The organism is Nonomuraea sp. NPDC049504, from assembly GCF_040676845.1.
GTDB lineage: Bacteria > Actinomycetota > Actinomycetes > Streptosporangiales > Streptosporangiaceae > Nonomuraea > Nonomuraea salmonea.
The window spans coordinates 1-15,591 of the sequence record NZ_JBFAPT010000050.1 but is presented as its reverse complement, the minus strand read 5'-3'; the positions used below and the strand labels follow the sequence as shown (position 1 = coordinate 15,591).

Sequence of the window (15,591 nt, the reverse complement as noted above, 5' to 3'; positions counted from 1 at the left end):
CGTTGAGGCCGCCATGCCTGTCCGTACGAAGGATGGCGCGATGCGCGAAATGCCGCAGGGGGAGACCCCGATCCGGCACAGGAACGACGGCGGGGCGAACGGCGCCGCCTCACCGCTGTCCGAAAGGCCCGGGAGGGCCGGGATGGTGGTGCTGTTCGAGGAGTGGGCGGCCAAGGCTCCGGAGCGGGCGGCGGTGGTGGACGGCGAGGGCACCGTCTCGTACGGCGAGCTCAACGCCGCCGCCGACCGCCTGGCCCGCCTCATCGAGGCCGGCCCGGGCAATGCCGCCGGCCCTGGCAGTGACACAGGCCCTGGCAGTGACACAGGCCAAAGCGGTGCCGCTGGTTCGGGTGGTGCCGGTTCGGGTGGTGCCGGTTCGGGCGGTGCCGGTTCGGGCGGTGCCGGTGGTACGGCGGCCGGTGGCACGGGTGGTGTCCCCGGCGGGGCGACCGGCGGGGCGACCGGTGGGGCGGCCGGTGGGGCGGCCGGCGGGGTGAAGGACGGGGAGGTGGTCGCGATCGTCGCGGGGCGGACGGCCGGGACCATGGCGGGAATGCTCGCCGCGATGAAGACCGGCGCCGCCTATCTGCCGCTTGATCCGGATTATCCGGCGGCCAGGATCGAGGTGGTCCTGCGTGATTCGGGGGCCAGGACCATACTCGTGCCCGGCGGGTTGCGGGAGCGGCTGCCCGCCTTCGACGGCACCGTGCTGGAGTTGCCGGCGTTCGGGGAGGGCGCGGCGGCGTACGGCTCCCCCATCAACGGCCCCATGAACGATTCTGCGAACGGCCCTGCGAACGGCCCTGTGAACGGCCCTGTGAACGGCCCCTTGAACGGCCCGTCAACGACGCTGCGAATGCTGCTGTGAACGGCTCGGCTGATCGCGAGACCTGGGTGCGCGCGGCTTCGGTCCGGCGCTGATCGGGGGCTTTCGGCGTATCGGGCCGTCCTGCGGGCGTGGCGGGCGGCGAGGCATGCGTGTGGAACCGGCGGGGGCGGGCTTATCGTATGGATCACAGCGATAGGTCCGTGAAAGGAGCGGGATGCCGGACATGCGCCCGCTCCGCCCCGCCGACCCCGTACGCATCGGTGACCACCGGCTCGTCGGCGTGCTCGGCTCCGGCGGGCAGGGCACCGTCTATCGCGGCGTCGACGGCACGGGCCGCGAGGTCGCCATCAAGCTGCTGCACAGCCACCTCGCCCAGGACGGCGACGTCATGCGGGGGTTCCTGCGCGAGGTGGAGGCGGCGCGGCGGGTGGCCGCGTTCTGCACGGCGGCGGTGCTGGACGTCGGGATGCTGGACGATCGGCCGTACATCGTCAGCGAGTACGTCCCCGGCGACACGCTCCTCGCGGTCGTCCGCGTCTCGGGGCCGCGCACCGGCGGGGCGTTACACCGGCTGGCGACCTCCACCCTGACCGCGCTGACCGCCATCCACCAGGCGGGGATCGTGCACCGGGACTTCAAGCCTGGCAACGTCCTCATGGGGCCGGACGGGCCCGTCGTCATCGACTTCGGCATCGCCAGGGCGCTCGACGCGACCACCGCGACGTCGGGCGCGGTGGGGACGCCGGCGTACATGTCGCCCGAGCAGTTCCGCGGGGAGCGGGTGGGGCCCGCGTCTGACGTGTTCAGCTGGGCGGGCACGATGGTCTTCGCCGCCACCGGCCGCCCGGCGTTCGGCGGCGACGCGATGGCCGTGATCATGAACCGCATCCTGACCGGCGACCCCGACCTGACGGGGGTGCCCGCGTCCTTACGCGACCTGATCGCCTCCTGCCTGGCCAAGGATCCCGCCGCCCGCCCCTCACCCGGCGACCTCCTCACCATCCTGATCCGCCCCACTACCCCGCCCCCTGGCAACACCCAAGCCGTTCCCCCGCCGCCCGTCCCCGGGCCCTACCCCGACACCGCGGACCTGCAGGAGCGGGATGGCAGGGTCGGCCGGCGGGTGCTCATCGGCGGGGTCGTGGCGGCGGCGCTCGGCGGGTCGGCGTTCGTGCTGCTACGGCCGGACGACACGCCTGCGAGGCGGGCGGACGGCGGGCTGTCGCCGAGTCCGGCGGCGGAGGGGCGTGCCGGCGGAACGCCGGACGCCCGCGCCTCGGCGACCCCGACGCCGTCCGCGACCCCGACGCCGTCCGCGAGTCCGGCGGCGGCGGTGGAGCCGTTCGGGACGGAGCTCGGTGAGCCGGTGGAGGTGCCGCGCGGCAGCGCCGGGAAGCTGACCGCGCTGGCCGCGGCGGGGAGCACGGTGGTGTGCGGCACGGAGAACGGAGTCATTCTCGGCTGGGAGCTGGGCGAACCGATCGCCCGGCTGGGCGACGGCGGCGACCGGGTGGCGTCGGTCGCGGTGGGCACCGTGGACGGCCGGACGGTCGCGATGTCAGGGCATTCCAACGGCCGGCTGAACCTGTGGGACCTGTCCGGGCGGCGGCTCGCCACTCACCGGGTCAAGGACAGGGTTCGCGCCGTCACGGTGGCGGGCGGCCGGGCGGTGGCGGTGTCGGAGAAATACGATCAGTTACGGGACCTGCACAGTGTGGTCCGCCTGTGGGACGTCACCACGGGCAAGCAGATCGGCCCCGCCATCACCGGCCACTTCCAGGGCATCAGGGGCCTGGCGTTCGGCCGCGTGGACGGCGAGGACATCATGGTGACGGGCGACGGCGCCAACCGGGTGCGCTTGTGGCGGCTGTCCTCGGGCACGCTGCTGCGCTCGTTCACGACGGAGAAGGTCGGCGGCATCGATCTGCTGGCCTGCGGCGTGGACAGGGGCGAGCCGGTGCTGGTCTCCACGCATCTCGACGCCACCCTGCGCGTGTACGACCTGGTCACCGGAGAGCGCAGGAGGAAGTGGCAGGTCACAGCGGACCGGCGCGCGATCGCGCTGGTCGCGGGACAGCTGGGCGACGTTCCCATCGCGGTGGTGGCCCACCTGCCCCATGGGGTGGTCGTCCGGGTGTGCGACCTGGACGACGGCGAGACCATCGGCCTGCTCGGCCCCCGCGTGGCGAATGGGCTCTATGACCTGGCACTGGCCGAGCTGGACGGCCGGCCGGTCGTCGTCGGGGCCAACGATGGGAGCTGGGTGTACGTCTACAGCCTGGGGCCGTCCTGAGCAGGGGGCGGGGTCACCGGTCGGAGGTGGCGGTGCTGCCGTCTCTGATGGCGTCCACGTGGCGCATGATCGGCGTGGCCGTGATGCCGTGCAGGACCACCGAGACGACGACGGTGAAGCCGGTGACCGCCCACAACTCCTCCGCCGGTACGCCGAAGTCCGCCACGCCGAGCGCGTACGCCAGGTAGAACAGCGACCCGACCCCCCGGATGCCGAAGAACGAGATGGCCAGCCGCTCGCGGGGCCCGGCGCGGCCGCCCCACTGGCTCAGCCAGCCCGCCAGCGGGCGGATCACCAGCAGGAGCAGCAGGCCGACGGCGGCGCCGCGCCAGGTGAGCGCCGCGAGGCCGCCGGTGGCGACGAAGCCGCCGAGCAGGAGCAGCAGCCAGGCGGTGAACAGCCGCTCGAGCTGCTCGACGAACCCGTGCAGGACGTTGTTGTAGCCGTGCCCGTGCTCGGCTCTCCTGATGGCGCAGGCGGTGACGAACACGGCGATGAAGCCGTACCCATGGATGAGCTCCGTCACCCCGTACGCCAGGAAGGTGGCCGCGAGGGCGACGAACCCGTCGCGGCGCTCCGACAGGGGCGGCCCGCCCGCCGCGCCGCGGAAGAACAGCCGGCCGAGCAGGTACCCGATCAGCAGGCCCGCCACCAGTCCCGCGGCGGTGCGGTAGAGGACGTCGGTCAGCGCCCACTCCCCCAGCCAGCCGGCGCCGGTGGACACGGCGACGGCGATGGCGGCGTACACGATGGGGAAGGCCAGCCCGTCGTTCAGCCCCGCCTCCGAGGTGAGGGCGAAGCGGACCTCGTCGTCGGCGTTCTCGGCGTCCACGGGTTCGCCGACGCTCACGTCGGAGGCGAGCACCGGGTCGGTGGGCGCGAGCACTGCCCCGAGCAGCAGCGCCGCCGCGAGCGGCCAGCCGGGCAGCGCGACGGCGGCCGCGGCCACCATGACGACGGTGATCGGCATGGCGAGGCCGAGCAGCCGCCAGGTCGTGGACCAGCCGCGCGGGCCGGTCCGCCGGTTGATGGCCAGGCCCGCGCCCATGAGCGAGATGACCACGCACAGCTCGGTGATATGTTCCAGCGCCGTTCGGTGGGTGATCGGGTCGGGCTCGGGCAGCCCGATGGGCAGCGCGAACAGCAGCACGCCCGCCACCAGGTAGACCAGCGGCAGCGACACGGGGCGGCGTGCCAGCACGTCGGGGAGGATGGCGGCGAGCAGCGCGGCGGCACCGCCGAGCGCCAGCATGAGGTCGAGGGTGGACATCACTCCGGTCACTGCCCGGAAGATCACTCTTTATCACCACTTGCCCGCCTTCTTCCACCTGATGGAAAGGGGGTGCGCCTGGGCGGGGGTTGCGGAGATGCCGTGGTATGTGATGTGGTGCCGCCCGATTCCAGCATCCGAGTTCGGGAGGCCGTGCGGTGCCGTTCATCGTGGATCTGAGCAGCGGGAACATCGAGAGGGAAGATCGGACGGCGGAGAAGGGGCACTACGGCGGGTCCGTGCTGGGGTTGCGGTTGCTCAGTGAGCGGACGGCGGCTGGGCTCGATCCGTACGATCCGCGCGCGCTGCTGTACGTCGCGGCCGGGATGCTCGGTGGGACGCACGCGCCTGGGCTGGCCAAGGCGGTGTTCCTGGCCAAGTCGCCGCTGACCGGGGCGGCCGGGGAGTCGCACGCGCTGGGGCCGTTCGCGGCGGGGATGCGGGCCGCCGGGGCCAGGGCTCTCGCGGTGACGGGGCGGGCCGAGCGGGTGTCGTACCTGCTGATCCAGGGCGGCGAGGTGAGCGTGCGTGAGTGCGGTGAGCTGAGCGGGCTGGGGGTGGCGGCCGCCACCGACGCGCTGCGGGAGCGGCACGGCGAGGGCGCGCACGTGGCGGCGATCGGGCCGGCGGGTGAGAATCTCGTCCGGTACGCCAGTGTCGTCACCGACTACGCCTTCGCCGCCGGACGTTACGGGCTGGGTGCGGTGTTCGGGGCCAAGAATCTGAAGGCCATCGTGTGCGTGGGGTCCGGTGCGCCGGCCCAGGTGGCCGATCCTGGGACCGTCGCGGCGCTGGGCGCCTACTACCAGGGGGCGCTCGCCACCAATCCGCTCGCCGCGCTGCAGGCCGGCGTGCCGGGGTTCGCCGGGTGGGTCGGGGACACGCTCGCCCCCGGGTACGCCTCCGTCCGGAATTTCTCCGTGCCGGGGCCGCCTGGGCTGCGGGTTCCGGTCGAGGGGGACTACGACGGGCGGGCGGTGGCCACGACCGGCGCCTGTCCCGGCTGTCCTAACGACTGTCTCAAGGTGTACGGCGGGCGGACCGGTGGGCTGGGGCAGGAGGCGTTCCTGTCGCTGGGGTGGAATCTCGGCATCGACGACCTCGACGCCGTGCTCGCCGCCAACGCCCGCTGCAACGACCTCGGTCTCGACCAGGTCTCGCTCGGCGGCACGCTGGCCTTCGCGATGGAGTGCGCGGGGCGCGGGCTGCTGCCGGGCGGGCCGGCGTTCGGGGACGCGGCGGCGCTGCCGGAGCTGATCGAGGACGTCGCCACCCGGTCGGGCCCCCTCGGCGACCTGCTGGCGGAGGGGTCCGCCAGGGCGGCGCGGCGCCTGGGGCCCGAGGCGCGGACGTACGCGATGACGGCCAAGGGCGCCGAGCTGCCGTGCTTCGACCCGCGCCCGCAGCCCGGCATCGGCCTCGGGTACGCCCTCGCCCCCGGCGGCCCCCGCTACGACGCCCTGGAGCACGATCTCGACTTCGACCCGGTCGCCGGGCTCGGCTACAGCTTCCCCGAGGCCGCCAGGGCCGGCGCCGCCCCCGCCCCGGCCGGTGAGCTGAACGAGGAGCGCGGCCGGCGCAGCGCACGCCTGCTGCGCCTGTGGAGCGGCCTGGACGCGCTCAACCTGTGCGTCTTCGCCTCCACCCCGACCCGCCCGCTCACCATCGACCGCCTGACCACGCTGGTGACGGCCGTGCTCGGGGAGCCGTTCACGCTGGACGACCTGCTGGCCGCCGGCCAGGCCCGCCTGGACGGGATGCGCGCCTACGCGCTGCGCGAGGCCGCGGCGTCTGACGGCTTCCCCGACCTGCTGAGCGAGGACCTGCCGGCCCGCCTGCACGACGAGCCGATCACGACCGGCCCCTATGAGGGAGCGGTGCTGAACAGGGAGGCATTCACGCGCGCACGCCGGGCCTTCTACGAGGAGCTGGGCTGGGCTCACGCCTCCTGACCGCGCGGTTCGTTTCACCTGTCTGGTCAATCGGGGAAATATCCCGATAAAAACGATTGAACGATCCCTTGTTCCGTTTGCTGGCTCCTTGTTAGGGTCTGGTCAAACGTTTGACCCGGAAGAGGGAGACGGATGCCTGTCACGATCGACCTGACCGGCCGCACCGCGCTCGTCACCGGCGGCGCGGGCGGTCTCGGGTTCGCCTGCGCCCGTGCCCTGGCCGACGCGGGAGCCGATGTCGTGCTCTCCGACCTCGAAAGCCCGCGCCTGAGCCGGGCGGCGGCGGAGCTGGGCGCGGCGGCGCGGCCGGCCGACCTCACCGACCGCGCCCAGGCCGCAGCCCTGGTGGACGGGCTCGACCGGCTCGACGTGCTGGTCAACTGCGCCGGCATCATGCGCACCACGCCGCTGCTCGACATCGAGCCCGGCGAGTGGCTGCGCGTCGTGGACGTCAACCTCAACGCCACCTTCTGGCTGACGCAGGCGGCCGGGCGGCGGATGGCCGGGCAGGGCGCCGGCTCGATCGTGACGCTGGCCTCGGTGGCCGCCCGCTCGGGCCGGCCGAACGCGGCCCACTACTCGGCGAGCAAGACGGCGCTGCTGTCGCTGACCAGGTCGGCGGCAGAGGCCCTGGCCCCCGTACGGGTGAACGCGGTCTGCCCCGGCGTTGTCCTCACCCCCATGTGGGAGGAGATCATCAGCGACCGCGACCGCCACTTCGGCCCAGGGGCCGGGGAGGGCTACCTGAAGGAGGTCGGCGAGCGCTCGCCGCTCAAGCGGGTGGGGCGGCCCGAGGAGGTGGCGGCGGCGGTGTTGTTCCTGGCCAGCGACCTGGCGTCGTTCGTGACCGGCCAGGCGCTCAACGTCGACGGCGGACTGGAGATGAACTGACTTGACCCCCCGGAGGACCCCGGAGACGATCCCCCAGACGATCCCCCAGACGGCCCACCAGACGGCCCACCAGACGACACGGCAGCCGACACGGCAGACGTTCAAGCTGCTGCCCGAGCTGTTCGGTGACCCCGCGATGGCCGAGATCTTCTCCGCCGAGCGCACGGTGCTGGCCTGGCTGCGTACGGAGGCGGCGCTGGCCAGGGCGCAGGCGGAGACCGGCGTGATCACGCGAGAGGACGCGGCGGCGATCGCCGCGGCCTGCGTGCCCGCCACGGTGGACCTGCCGCGCCTGTGGTCGGAGGCGGTGAACGTGGGCTACCCGATCCTCCCCCTCGTCAGGATGATCGCGGCGGCGCTGCCCGAAGGGCCGGACGGGCGCGTGCACTACGGCGCGACCACCCAGGACATCATGGACACCGGCCTGTCCCTGCAGCTCGGCGAGGCGCTAGACCGGCTGGCCGAGCTGCTGCGCGGGTTCGGCGACGCGGTGGCGCGGCTGGTGGGCGAGCACGCGGGCACGGTCGTCGCGGCCCGCACGCACGCGCAGCAGGCGGTGCCGACGACGTTCGGGGCGAAGATGGCGGTGCTGCTGGCGGAGGTGACGCGGCAGCGCGAGCGGGTGGCCGCGACCGGGCGGCAGGTGCGGGTGGTGTCGCTGTTCGGCGCGGGCGGCACCTCGGCGGCCATGGGCGGGCGCTCCTCCGACGTCCGCGCGGTCATGGCGCGCGAGCTGGGCCTGCGGACGGCCGAGGTGCCTTGGCACGTGGCGAGGGACGGCGTGGCGGAGTTCGGCGTGACGTGCGCGTCGCTGGCGGCGACGGCGGCCCGCTTCGCCCGGGAGGTCGTGGACCTGTCGAGGACCGAGGTGGGCGAGGTGCGCGAGGCGGGCGGCCACCACAGGGGCGCCTCCTCGACGATGCCGCAGAAGGCGAACCCGATCGGCTGCGAGGCCGTGATCGGCATGTCGGGCACGGCGGGCGCGCTCAGCTCTGGCCTGTTCCGCGCGATGGAGGCGGGGCACGAGCGGGCGGCCGGCGAGTGGCAGGTGGAGTGGTACGTGGTGCCGCTGCTGGCGGAGCTGGCCGCGGGCGCGCTGGCCACGGCCGCCGACGTGGCGGCGGGCCTGCGGGTCTATCCGGAGGCGATGCGGGCCAACCTGGACGCGGAGGGCGGCCTGATCATGGCGGAGGCGTACATGATGCGCCTGGCGCCGGCGCTGGGCAGGGAGCGCGCGCACGACCTGGTCTACCGGGCGGCGCACGAGGCGCGCGAGCAGGGCCTGGCGCTGGCCGACGCGCTGCGCGGGACGGCAGGGCCCGGCGACCTGGAGAGCCTGGGCCCGCTGCCCATCCCGCCGGAGTCCTACGTCGGCGACGCCGGGGCGATCTGCGCCGCGGCGCTCAATGCCTGGAGGGAGGCGCCCGCAGGGCAGGCGCCGGAGCGGGCGCCCGGAAAGCGAGCGCAGGAGGAACGAGCGCCCGAAGAACGAGCACCCGAAGAACGAGCACCTGAAGAACGAGTGCTGAGGAGCGGGCATGAGTGAGCGGCGGCTGGCGGATCTGCTGGCCATGTGGCGGATCCGCGCGTTCGAGGAGAAGGTGCGCGACCTGCGGGCGCAGGGCCCGATCGTCGGGTCGGTGCATTTGTGCATCGGGCAGGAGGCGATCCCGGCCGGGGCGTGCGGCGAGCTGGAGGAGCAGGACGCGCTGTTCGCGACCTACCGGGGGCACGGCTGGGCGCTGGCGCGCGGGGTCCCGGCGGAGCCGCTGTTCGCGGAGCTGATGGGCCGGGCGAGCGGGGTCAACGGGGGGCGCGGCGGTTCGGCGTACTTCACGGCCGCCGAGTACGGCTTCCACGGCGAGAACTCGATCGTCGGCGCGGGCGCGCCGCTGGCCTGCGGGGCGGCGCTGGCGGGCCGGCACGACGGCTCCGGCCGGGTCGCGGTGAGCGTGTTCGGCGACGGCGCGATGAACCAGGGCGCGGTGCACGAGGCGATGAACTTCGCCGCGGCCTTCAAGCTGCCGGTGGTGTTCGTGTGCGAGAACAACCGCTACTCGGAGCTGACGCCGATCGCCGGCATGGTGGGCAACCCGCGGCTCGCGGACCGCGCCGCCGCGTACGGGATGCCGGGCCACCGTGTGGACGGCAACGACGCGGAGGCGGTGCGCTTCCACGTGCGCGACGCGCTGGAGGTGGCCCGCGAGGGCGGCGGGCCGACGCTGCTGGAGTGCATGACGGAGCGGCTGGTGGGCCATTACATCGGCGACGCCGAGACCTACCGGCAGCCGGGCGAGCTGGACCGGATCAGGCGCGGGGAGCCGATCGCGCGGCTGCGCGCGGGCCTGCTGGCCGACGGCGTGCCGGAGCGGGAGATCGACGCGGTGGAGCGGCGGGCCCGCGAGGAGACGGAGGCCGCGGCGGCGGCCGCGCAGGCGGCGCCGCCCGCCGACCCGGCGACGGCGAGGGAGCACCTTCATGCGTGAGCTGACCTACGGCGAGGCCGTGAACGCGGCCCTGCACCGGGTGATGGAGGAGCTGCCGCAGACGCTGGTCTACGGCGAGGACGTGGCCGTGCCTGGCGGCGTGTTCGGGGTGACGCGGGGGCTGCGCAGGCAGTACGGCGAGCGGGTCTTCGACACCCCGATCAGCGAGTCGGCGATCCTCGGCAGCGCGGTGGGGGCGGCGATGTTCGGCCGCCGCCCGATCGTGGAGATCATGTGGGCCGACTTCTCGCTGGTCGCGCTGGACCAGATCGTCAACCAGGCGGCCAACGTGCGGTACGTCTCGGCCGGCCGGCTGACGGCGCCGCTGACGATCCGCACCCAGCAGGGCAACGCGCCCGGCGCGTGCGCGCAGCACTCGCAGTCGCTGGAGGCGCTGTTCCTGCACGTGCCGGGGCTGCGGGTGTGCATGCCGAGCACGCCGCAGGACGCGTACGACCTGCTGGTGACGGCGGTGCACGGCGACGACCCGGTCCTGGTGATCGAGAACCGCACGCTGTACTCCGGCGCCAAGGAGCCGGTCGAGACCGACGGCCCGGTCAGGCCGATGGGCGGGGCGCGCACCCGCCGCGACGGCTCGGACGTGACGATCGTGACCTGGGGGGCGATGACGCACCGGGTGCTGGAGGCGGCCGAGCGGCTGGCCGCCGAGGGTGTCGAGGCGCAGGTGCTGGAGACGCCGTGGCTCAACCCGTTCGACGTCGGCGCGGTGCTCGGCGGCGTCCGGCGGACGGGCCGGCTCGCGGTCGTCCACGAGGCGAACGTCACCGGCGGCTTCGGCGCCGAGGTCGTCGCCCGCGTCACGGAGGCGGGGGCGCCGCTGCTCGCGCCGCCGATCAGGATCGGCACGCCGGACGTGCGCATGCCGGCCGCGCCGGTGCTGGCCGAGTCGCTGGTGCCGGACGCCGCCCGGATCGCCGGGAGCGTACGTGAGCTGGTGAAGGGATGAGAGGCGTCTGGCATTTCTCGTTCACGGTGGCCGATCTCGACAGGTCCGTGGCCTTCTACCGCGACCTGCTCTGCTTCACGCTGGTGCACACGCAGACCCAGGACAACGCCTACACCCGGCGGCTGGTCGGCCATCCCGGCGCGGTGCTGCGGGTGGCCCAGCTCGCCGTGCCGGGGCAGCCGCGCGGCGTCTCCACGCACGACCTGGAGCTGGTCGAGTACGTACGCCCGCGCGGCGAAGCCCGCGACCCGGCCCGCCACCTGCCCGGCGCCGCCCACCTGGCGCTCACCGTCGAGGACGCGCGGGCCGAGCACGCCCGGCTGTCGGCGGCCGGGGTGCGCTTCGTCAACCCGCCCGCCGAGATCACCGCGGGGGTCAACAAGGGCGGTTACGCCTGTTACTTCCTGGACCCGGACGAGATCACGCTGGAACTCGTCCAACCTCCTGCTACCTTGTGACGCTCAAACGATTGATCATGGGAAGGGAAGCTGGATGACCGTCATCGACGCCCACCAGCACTTCTGGAACCTGGAGACGGGTTCGTACCCCTGGCTGACGCCGGAGTCGGGGCCGATCTTCCGTACGTTCGAGCCGTCCGAGCTGCTGCCCCAGCTCGCCGCGGCGGGCGTGGACCGCACGGTGCTGGTGCAGGCGATGGACTCCTACGCCGACACCGACGCGATGCTGGCGCAGGCGGACGCGTACGACGTGATCGGGGCGGTCGTCGGCTGGGTGCCGCTGGCGCGGCCCGATGAGGCGGCCGAGGCGCTGGAGCGGTACCGGCGGCACGCCAGGTTCGCCGGGATCAGGCACCTCATCCACGACGAGCCCGACCCCGACTGGGTGCTCCAGGAGCCCGTGATCGAGGGGCTGCGGCTGCTGGCGGCGGCCGGGCTGCCGTTCGACGTGGTGGCGGTGCTCCCCCGGCATCTGGAGCACGTGCCGGTGCTGGCCGAGCGGGTGCCGGGGCTGCGCATGGTGATCGACCACCTGGCCAAGCCGCCGATCAAGGACAAGGGGTGGGAGCCGTGGGCGTCGCTGCTGGCGCGGGCGGCGCAGTGCCCTGACGTGTACGCGAAGGTGTCGGGGCTGAACACCGCGGCCGACGCCGGGACGTGGACCGGCGAGGACCTGCGGCCGTACGTCGAGCACGCGATCGAGCTGTTCGGCCCCGAGCGGCTGATGTTCGGCAGCGACTGGCCGGTGGCCACACTGGCCGGCGACTACGCCAAGGTGTGGCGGGAGACGCAGGTCGCCCTGTCGGGCCTGGACGAGGCCGGCCGCGCGCAGGTGCTCGGCGGCACCGCCGCCCGCTGCTACGGGATGGAGGAGCGGTGATCGACGTGTTCGCGCCCATCGCGGCCGCCGCCGACCTGACGATCCCGGCGGAGCACCGCAGGCCGGTCGCGATCGTGGGCGCCGGGGCCATCGTGGACGTGGCTCACTTGCCCGCCTACCGGCAGGCGGGGCTGGAGGTGACCGGGCTGTTCGACCTCGACGCGGGCCGCGCCGCCGAGGTCGCCGCCCGGCACGGCGTGCCGCGCGTGTACGGGACGTTGGAGGAGCTGCTGGCCGACGAGCGGGCCGAGGTCGTGGACGTCGCGGTCGCGCCGGGCGCGCAGCCGGGCGTCGCGCGGCAGGCGCTGGCGGCCGGCAAGCACCTGCTCTGCCAGAAGCCGTTCGCGCCCGACGTGGCCACCGGCCAGGAGCTGGTGGGCCTCGCTGCGGCGGCCGGCCGCAAGATCGCGGTCAACCAGCAGCTCCGCTTCGACGAGGGCATCGCGGCCGCGCGCGCGATGGTGCGGCGGGGCTGGATCGGCGAGCCGACGGCGATGACGTTCACCGTGAACATCTTCACCGACTGGAGCGCGTGGGACTGGCTGGTCACCACCGACCGGCTGGAGATCGTCTACCACTCGATCCACTACCTCGACGCGATCAGGTCCGTCCTGGGCGACCCCGAGCTGGTCTTCTGCACCGGCAGCCGGACGCCGGGCCAGGTCGCCAAGGGTGAGACGCGCACGATGAGCACGCTGGTCTACCCCGGCGAGGTGCGGGCGCTGGTGCACGCCACCCACGAGAACCGCACCGGCGACGGCGAGGCGGCCTTCCGCATCGACGGCGCCGAGGGCGCGATCAGGGGCACGCTCGGCCTGCTGTACGACTATCCGCACGGCCGCCCCGACACCCTGGAGGTGAGCAGCCGGGCGCTGCCGACGGACGGATGGCTGCCGTACCCGGTGACCCGGCGCTGGCTGCCCGACGCGGTGGCCGGGCCGATGGGGTCGCTGCTGCGGGCTGTCGCCGAGGGCGGCGAGCCCGAGACGTCGGGCGCCGACAACCTCGGCACGCTGCGCCTGCTCGACGCGCTCTACCGGTCGATGGACAGCGGCCGGAGCGTACGCCCGGGATCACCGGCATGAAGCGCGCCCGGGTGACGCTCGCCGACGTCGCCGCGATGGCGCGGGTCGACAGGGCCGTCGTCTCGCGCGTCGTCAACAAGGATCCGACGCTCAACATCCGGCAGGAGACGCGCGAGCGGGTGCTGGCCGCGATCGAGGAGCTGGGCTACCGGCCGAACGTGGCGGCGCGCAGCCTGCGCACGTCGCGGGCGCACATGTTCGGGCTGTTCATCCCTGACTTCGCCAACCCCGTCTACGCCGAGATCATCAAGGGCGCCGAGTCGGAGGCCGCCGCGCAGGGCTACGTGCTGGTCACCGGCAGCGCCACGGGGGCCGGGCTCGGCGAGTACATGGACCGCATCGGGCAGGGCCGCATCGACGGGCTGCTGCTGGCCGGCACGGGCGAGGACGCGGACCTGGCCGCGCAGCTCGACCAGGCGGCGATCCCGTGGCTGATGCTCAACAACCGCAGCCAGGGCGTCAAGCGCTACGTCATCCTCGACGACCAGCGAGCCGCCGCGCTCGCCGTCGAGCACCTGGTACGCCTGGGCCACCGCCGCATCGCGCACCTCGCGGGACCGTCGCGCGCCGACACGGCCGCGCGCAGGTCGGCCGGCTACTCGGCGGCGATGCGCGACGCCGGCCTGCCCGAGGGGCCGATCACGGCGGCCGGCTACACGCCGGCCGGCGGGGCCGCGGCGATGGCCAGGCTGCTGGCCGAGGCGCCCGAGGGCGAGCGGCCGACGGCGGTGTTCGTGGCGAACGTGGCCTCCGCCATCGGCGCGATGGAGGGCGTACGGGCGGCCGGGCTGGAGATCCCGCGCGACGTGTCCATCGTCGCGGTGCACGACCTCGACCTGGCCGGCTACCTCAACCCGGCGCTCACCACCGTGCGGATGCCGCTCGCCGAGCTGGGCCGGCGCGGAGTGAGGCTGCTGGGCGGCCTCGACCCGGACGCGACGGTCGCCGAAGTGCTGACCGGCCCCATCGAGCTCATCCACCGACGCTCCACCGCTCCCCCGCCCCACTAGAGATCGATGGGACATGGCGGAGCGCGGCCGGACGCGGGGGCGTCCGGCCGGTTCCTGTGACGCGGCGCGGCTTCCGGCGGCGCTGATGCCAGAGCTTGTGTTAGCGCTAACATCGCGGGTCGAAAGTGGCCCGAACGCTAAGGACGTCAAGGCGCTCCGTCAAGAGCCGAGCCCGCCGGCATCCGCATCTTCCGAGCTCACAGCAGGGCCACGGAACCGGCGAACGTGTAAGTTTCACGCCCGGCCACCCGAGGGTTGACGCTCGCGGAAAAGCGCGCCTACATTGCCTGCGACGCAACCGGCGCAGCGTCCGGCGGAGCGAAGCGGTCACCTTTCCCGATCGAAGGAGGACCCTTGCGCCGCCTGTTCCGTCCCGCCGCCGCCATCGTGGCGGCGCTCACGCTCATGGGAGCCGCGTTCGCCTATCCCGGCCCCGGCCGGGTGACCGGCGACGTGGTCGTGCACGACCCCACGATGATCCGCACCTCGTCCAACTACGTGCTCTACTCCACCCACGGCTACCTGGAGGCCCGCACCTCCACCGACCGCATCCACTTCACCAGGTCCGGCTCCGCCTTCCGCACGCCGCCGTCGTGGTGGCGGACGTACTCGTCGGGCAACGACCCGTGGGCGCCCGACATCTCCCAGCAGGGCGGGAGATACCTGATGTACTACGCGGTCTCCAGCTTCGGCTCGAACAACTCGGCGATCGGCCTGGCCACCAGCCCCACCGGCCAGCCCGGCTCGTGGAGCGACCAGGGCATCGTCCACAGCACGACGACGAGCTCCGACCACAACGCCATCGACCCCAACCTGCTCGTGGACGCCTCGGGCCGGTGGTGGCTGAGCTTCGGGTCGTACTGGACGGGCATCAGGATGATCAGACTCGAACCCTCGACCGGCAAGCGCCACTCCTCCGACCGCACGCTCTACCACCTGGCGACCCGGCCGGACGCGCCGTACGCGGTGGAGGCGCCCGACATCGTCAGGCACGGCGACTACTACTACCTGTTCGCCTCCTACGACCGGTGCTGCGCGGGCCTGGACAGCACGTACAAGATCAAGGTGGGCCGCTCCACCAGCCCCACGGGCCCGTACGTGGACCGCTCAGGCCGCTCGATGCTGAGCGGCGGCGGCACGATGGTGCTGGAGACCCATGACCAGGTCGTCGGCCCCGGCGGGCAGAGCGTCATGTCGGACGTGGACGGCGACCTGCTCGTCTACCACTACTACGACCGCAACGACAACGGCACGCCGAAACTGGGCGTGAATCTCATCGGCTGGGACTCGGCCGGCTGGCCGTACGTGTACTGAACGTGCACTGAACACGCACTGACCTGCGGCGGCGGGGGGGGGGTGGGGCGCCCCCCCCCCCCCCCCCCGGGGGGCCCCCCCCCCCCGAAAAACGAAATTAAAAAGAAATATGGTTTTTTTTATTGTGGAGAGAGGGGGGGTGGGTTTTGTTATTAG

The 15,591-nt window shown here is 73.4% G+C and carries 13 protein-coding genes; 12 read left to right on the top strand and 1 reads right to left on the bottom strand.

Features of this window, described 5'->3' with window-relative positions:
* The first annotated feature begins 40 nt into the window (after positions 1–40).
* On the top strand, positions 41–868 hold the full coding sequence (locus AB0K28_RS48920; RefSeq protein WP_364384764.1) for an AMP-binding protein: 828 nt from the start codon (positions 41–43) through the stop codon (positions 866–868).
* A gap of 175 nt (positions 869–1,043) precedes the next feature.
* Entirely contained in the window at positions 1,044–3,122 is a 2,079-nt protein-coding gene (locus tag AB0K28_RS48915; RefSeq protein ID WP_364384761.1) for a serine/threonine-protein kinase, read from the top strand.
* 13 nt (positions 3,123–3,135) lie between these two features.
* Here AB0K28_RS48915 and AB0K28_RS48910 read toward each other — a convergent pair whose 3' ends face one another.
* Positions 3,136–4,404, bottom strand: coding sequence for a cation:proton antiporter (locus AB0K28_RS48910; protein ID WP_364384758.1), 1,269 nt, complete (start codon positions 4,402–4,404; stop codon positions 3,136–3,138).
* Between the two features lie 146 nt (positions 4,405–4,550).
* Here AB0K28_RS48910 and AB0K28_RS48905 point away from each other — a divergent pair, with 146 nt between their 5' ends.
* The 10 genes from AB0K28_RS48905 (at position 4,551) to AB0K28_RS48860 (ending at position 15,435) form a co-directional block, all read left to right on the top strand.
* Positions 4,551–6,344, top strand: coding sequence for an aldehyde ferredoxin oxidoreductase C-terminal domain-containing protein (locus tag AB0K28_RS48905; RefSeq protein WP_364384755.1), 1,794 nt, complete (start codon positions 4,551–4,553; stop codon positions 6,342–6,344).
* Positions 6,345–6,476: 132 nt separating this feature from the next.
* Positions 6,477–7,235: an SDR family NAD(P)-dependent oxidoreductase gene (locus AB0K28_RS48900; RefSeq protein ID WP_364384752.1), complete on the top strand. Its 759-nt coding sequence runs from the start codon at positions 6,477–6,479 to the stop codon at positions 7,233–7,235.
* Position 7,236: 1 nt separating this feature from the next.
* Positions 7,237–8,781, top strand: a complete 1,545-nt coding sequence (locus AB0K28_RS48895; protein WP_364384749.1) for an adenylosuccinate lyase family protein — start codon at positions 7,237–7,239, stop codon at positions 8,779–8,781.
* Positions 8,774–9,721 (top strand): thiamine pyrophosphate-dependent dehydrogenase E1 component subunit alpha, encoded by a 948-nt coding sequence (locus AB0K28_RS48890; RefSeq protein ID WP_364384746.1) that lies wholly within the window; start codon positions 8,774–8,776, stop codon positions 9,719–9,721. The genes AB0K28_RS48895 and AB0K28_RS48890 overlap by 8 nt, the downstream gene beginning before the upstream one ends.
* On the top strand, positions 9,714–10,688 hold the full coding sequence (locus tag AB0K28_RS48885; RefSeq protein ID WP_364384743.1) for a transketolase C-terminal domain-containing protein: 975 nt from the start codon (positions 9,714–9,716) through the stop codon (positions 10,686–10,688). Before AB0K28_RS48890 ends, AB0K28_RS48885 begins: the two co-directional genes overlap by 8 nt.
* Complete coding sequence (locus tag AB0K28_RS48880; protein WP_345385996.1) at positions 10,685–11,146, top strand: VOC family protein; 462 nt, start codon at positions 10,685–10,687, stop codon at positions 11,144–11,146. The genes AB0K28_RS48885 and AB0K28_RS48880 overlap by 4 nt, the downstream gene beginning before the upstream one ends.
* Before the next feature lie 34 nt (positions 11,147–11,180).
* The gene (locus AB0K28_RS48875; protein WP_364384738.1) at positions 11,181–12,026 is read left to right on the top strand and encodes an amidohydrolase family protein; all 846 of its coding nucleotides are present in this window, start codon (positions 11,181–11,183) and stop codon (positions 12,024–12,026) included.
* Complete coding sequence (locus AB0K28_RS48870; RefSeq protein ID WP_364384735.1) at positions 12,023–13,111, top strand: Gfo/Idh/MocA family oxidoreductase; 1,089 nt, start codon at positions 12,023–12,025, stop codon at positions 13,109–13,111. Before AB0K28_RS48875 ends, AB0K28_RS48870 begins: the two co-directional genes overlap by 4 nt.
* The gene (locus tag AB0K28_RS48865; protein ID WP_364384732.1) at positions 13,108–14,121 is read left to right on the top strand and encodes a LacI family DNA-binding transcriptional regulator; all 1,014 of its coding nucleotides are present in this window, start codon (positions 13,108–13,110) and stop codon (positions 14,119–14,121) included. The genes AB0K28_RS48870 and AB0K28_RS48865 overlap by 4 nt, the downstream gene beginning before the upstream one ends.
* A gap of 354 nt (positions 14,122–14,475) precedes the next feature.
* A complete protein-coding gene (locus AB0K28_RS48860; RefSeq protein WP_345386002.1) occupies positions 14,476–15,435 on the top strand; it encodes an arabinan endo-1,5-alpha-L-arabinosidase in 960 nt (319 codons plus the stop codon).
* The last annotated feature ends 156 nt before the right edge of the window (positions 15,436–15,591 follow it).

Bases quoted from the DNA above. Each gene is read 5' to 3' on its own strand.
- AB0K28_RS48865 (WP_364384732.1), top strand. From the start codon at position 13,108: ATGAAGCGCGCCCGGGTGACGCTCGCCGACGTCGCCGCGATGGCGCGG.
- AB0K28_RS48915 (WP_364384761.1), top strand. From the start codon at position 1,044: ATGCCGGACATGCGCCCGCTCCGCCCCGCCGACCCCGTACGCATCGGT.
- AB0K28_RS48885 (WP_364384743.1), top strand. From the start codon at position 9,714: ATGCGTGAGCTGACCTACGGCGAGGCCGTGAACGCGGCCCTGCACCGG.
- AB0K28_RS48900 (WP_364384752.1), top strand. From the start codon at position 6,477: ATGCCTGTCACGATCGACCTGACCGGCCGCACCGCGCTCGTCACCGGC.
- AB0K28_RS48920 (WP_364384764.1), top strand. From the start codon at position 41: ATGCGCGAAATGCCGCAGGGGGAGACCCCGATCCGGCACAGGAACGAC.
- AB0K28_RS48890 (WP_364384746.1), top strand. From the start codon at position 8,774: ATGAGTGAGCGGCGGCTGGCGGATCTGCTGGCCATGTGGCGGATCCGC.
- AB0K28_RS48875 (WP_364384738.1), top strand. From the start codon at position 11,181: ATGACCGTCATCGACGCCCACCAGCACTTCTGGAACCTGGAGACGGGT.
- AB0K28_RS48880 (WP_345385996.1), top strand. From the start codon at position 10,685: ATGAGAGGCGTCTGGCATTTCTCGTTCACGGTGGCCGATCTCGACAGG.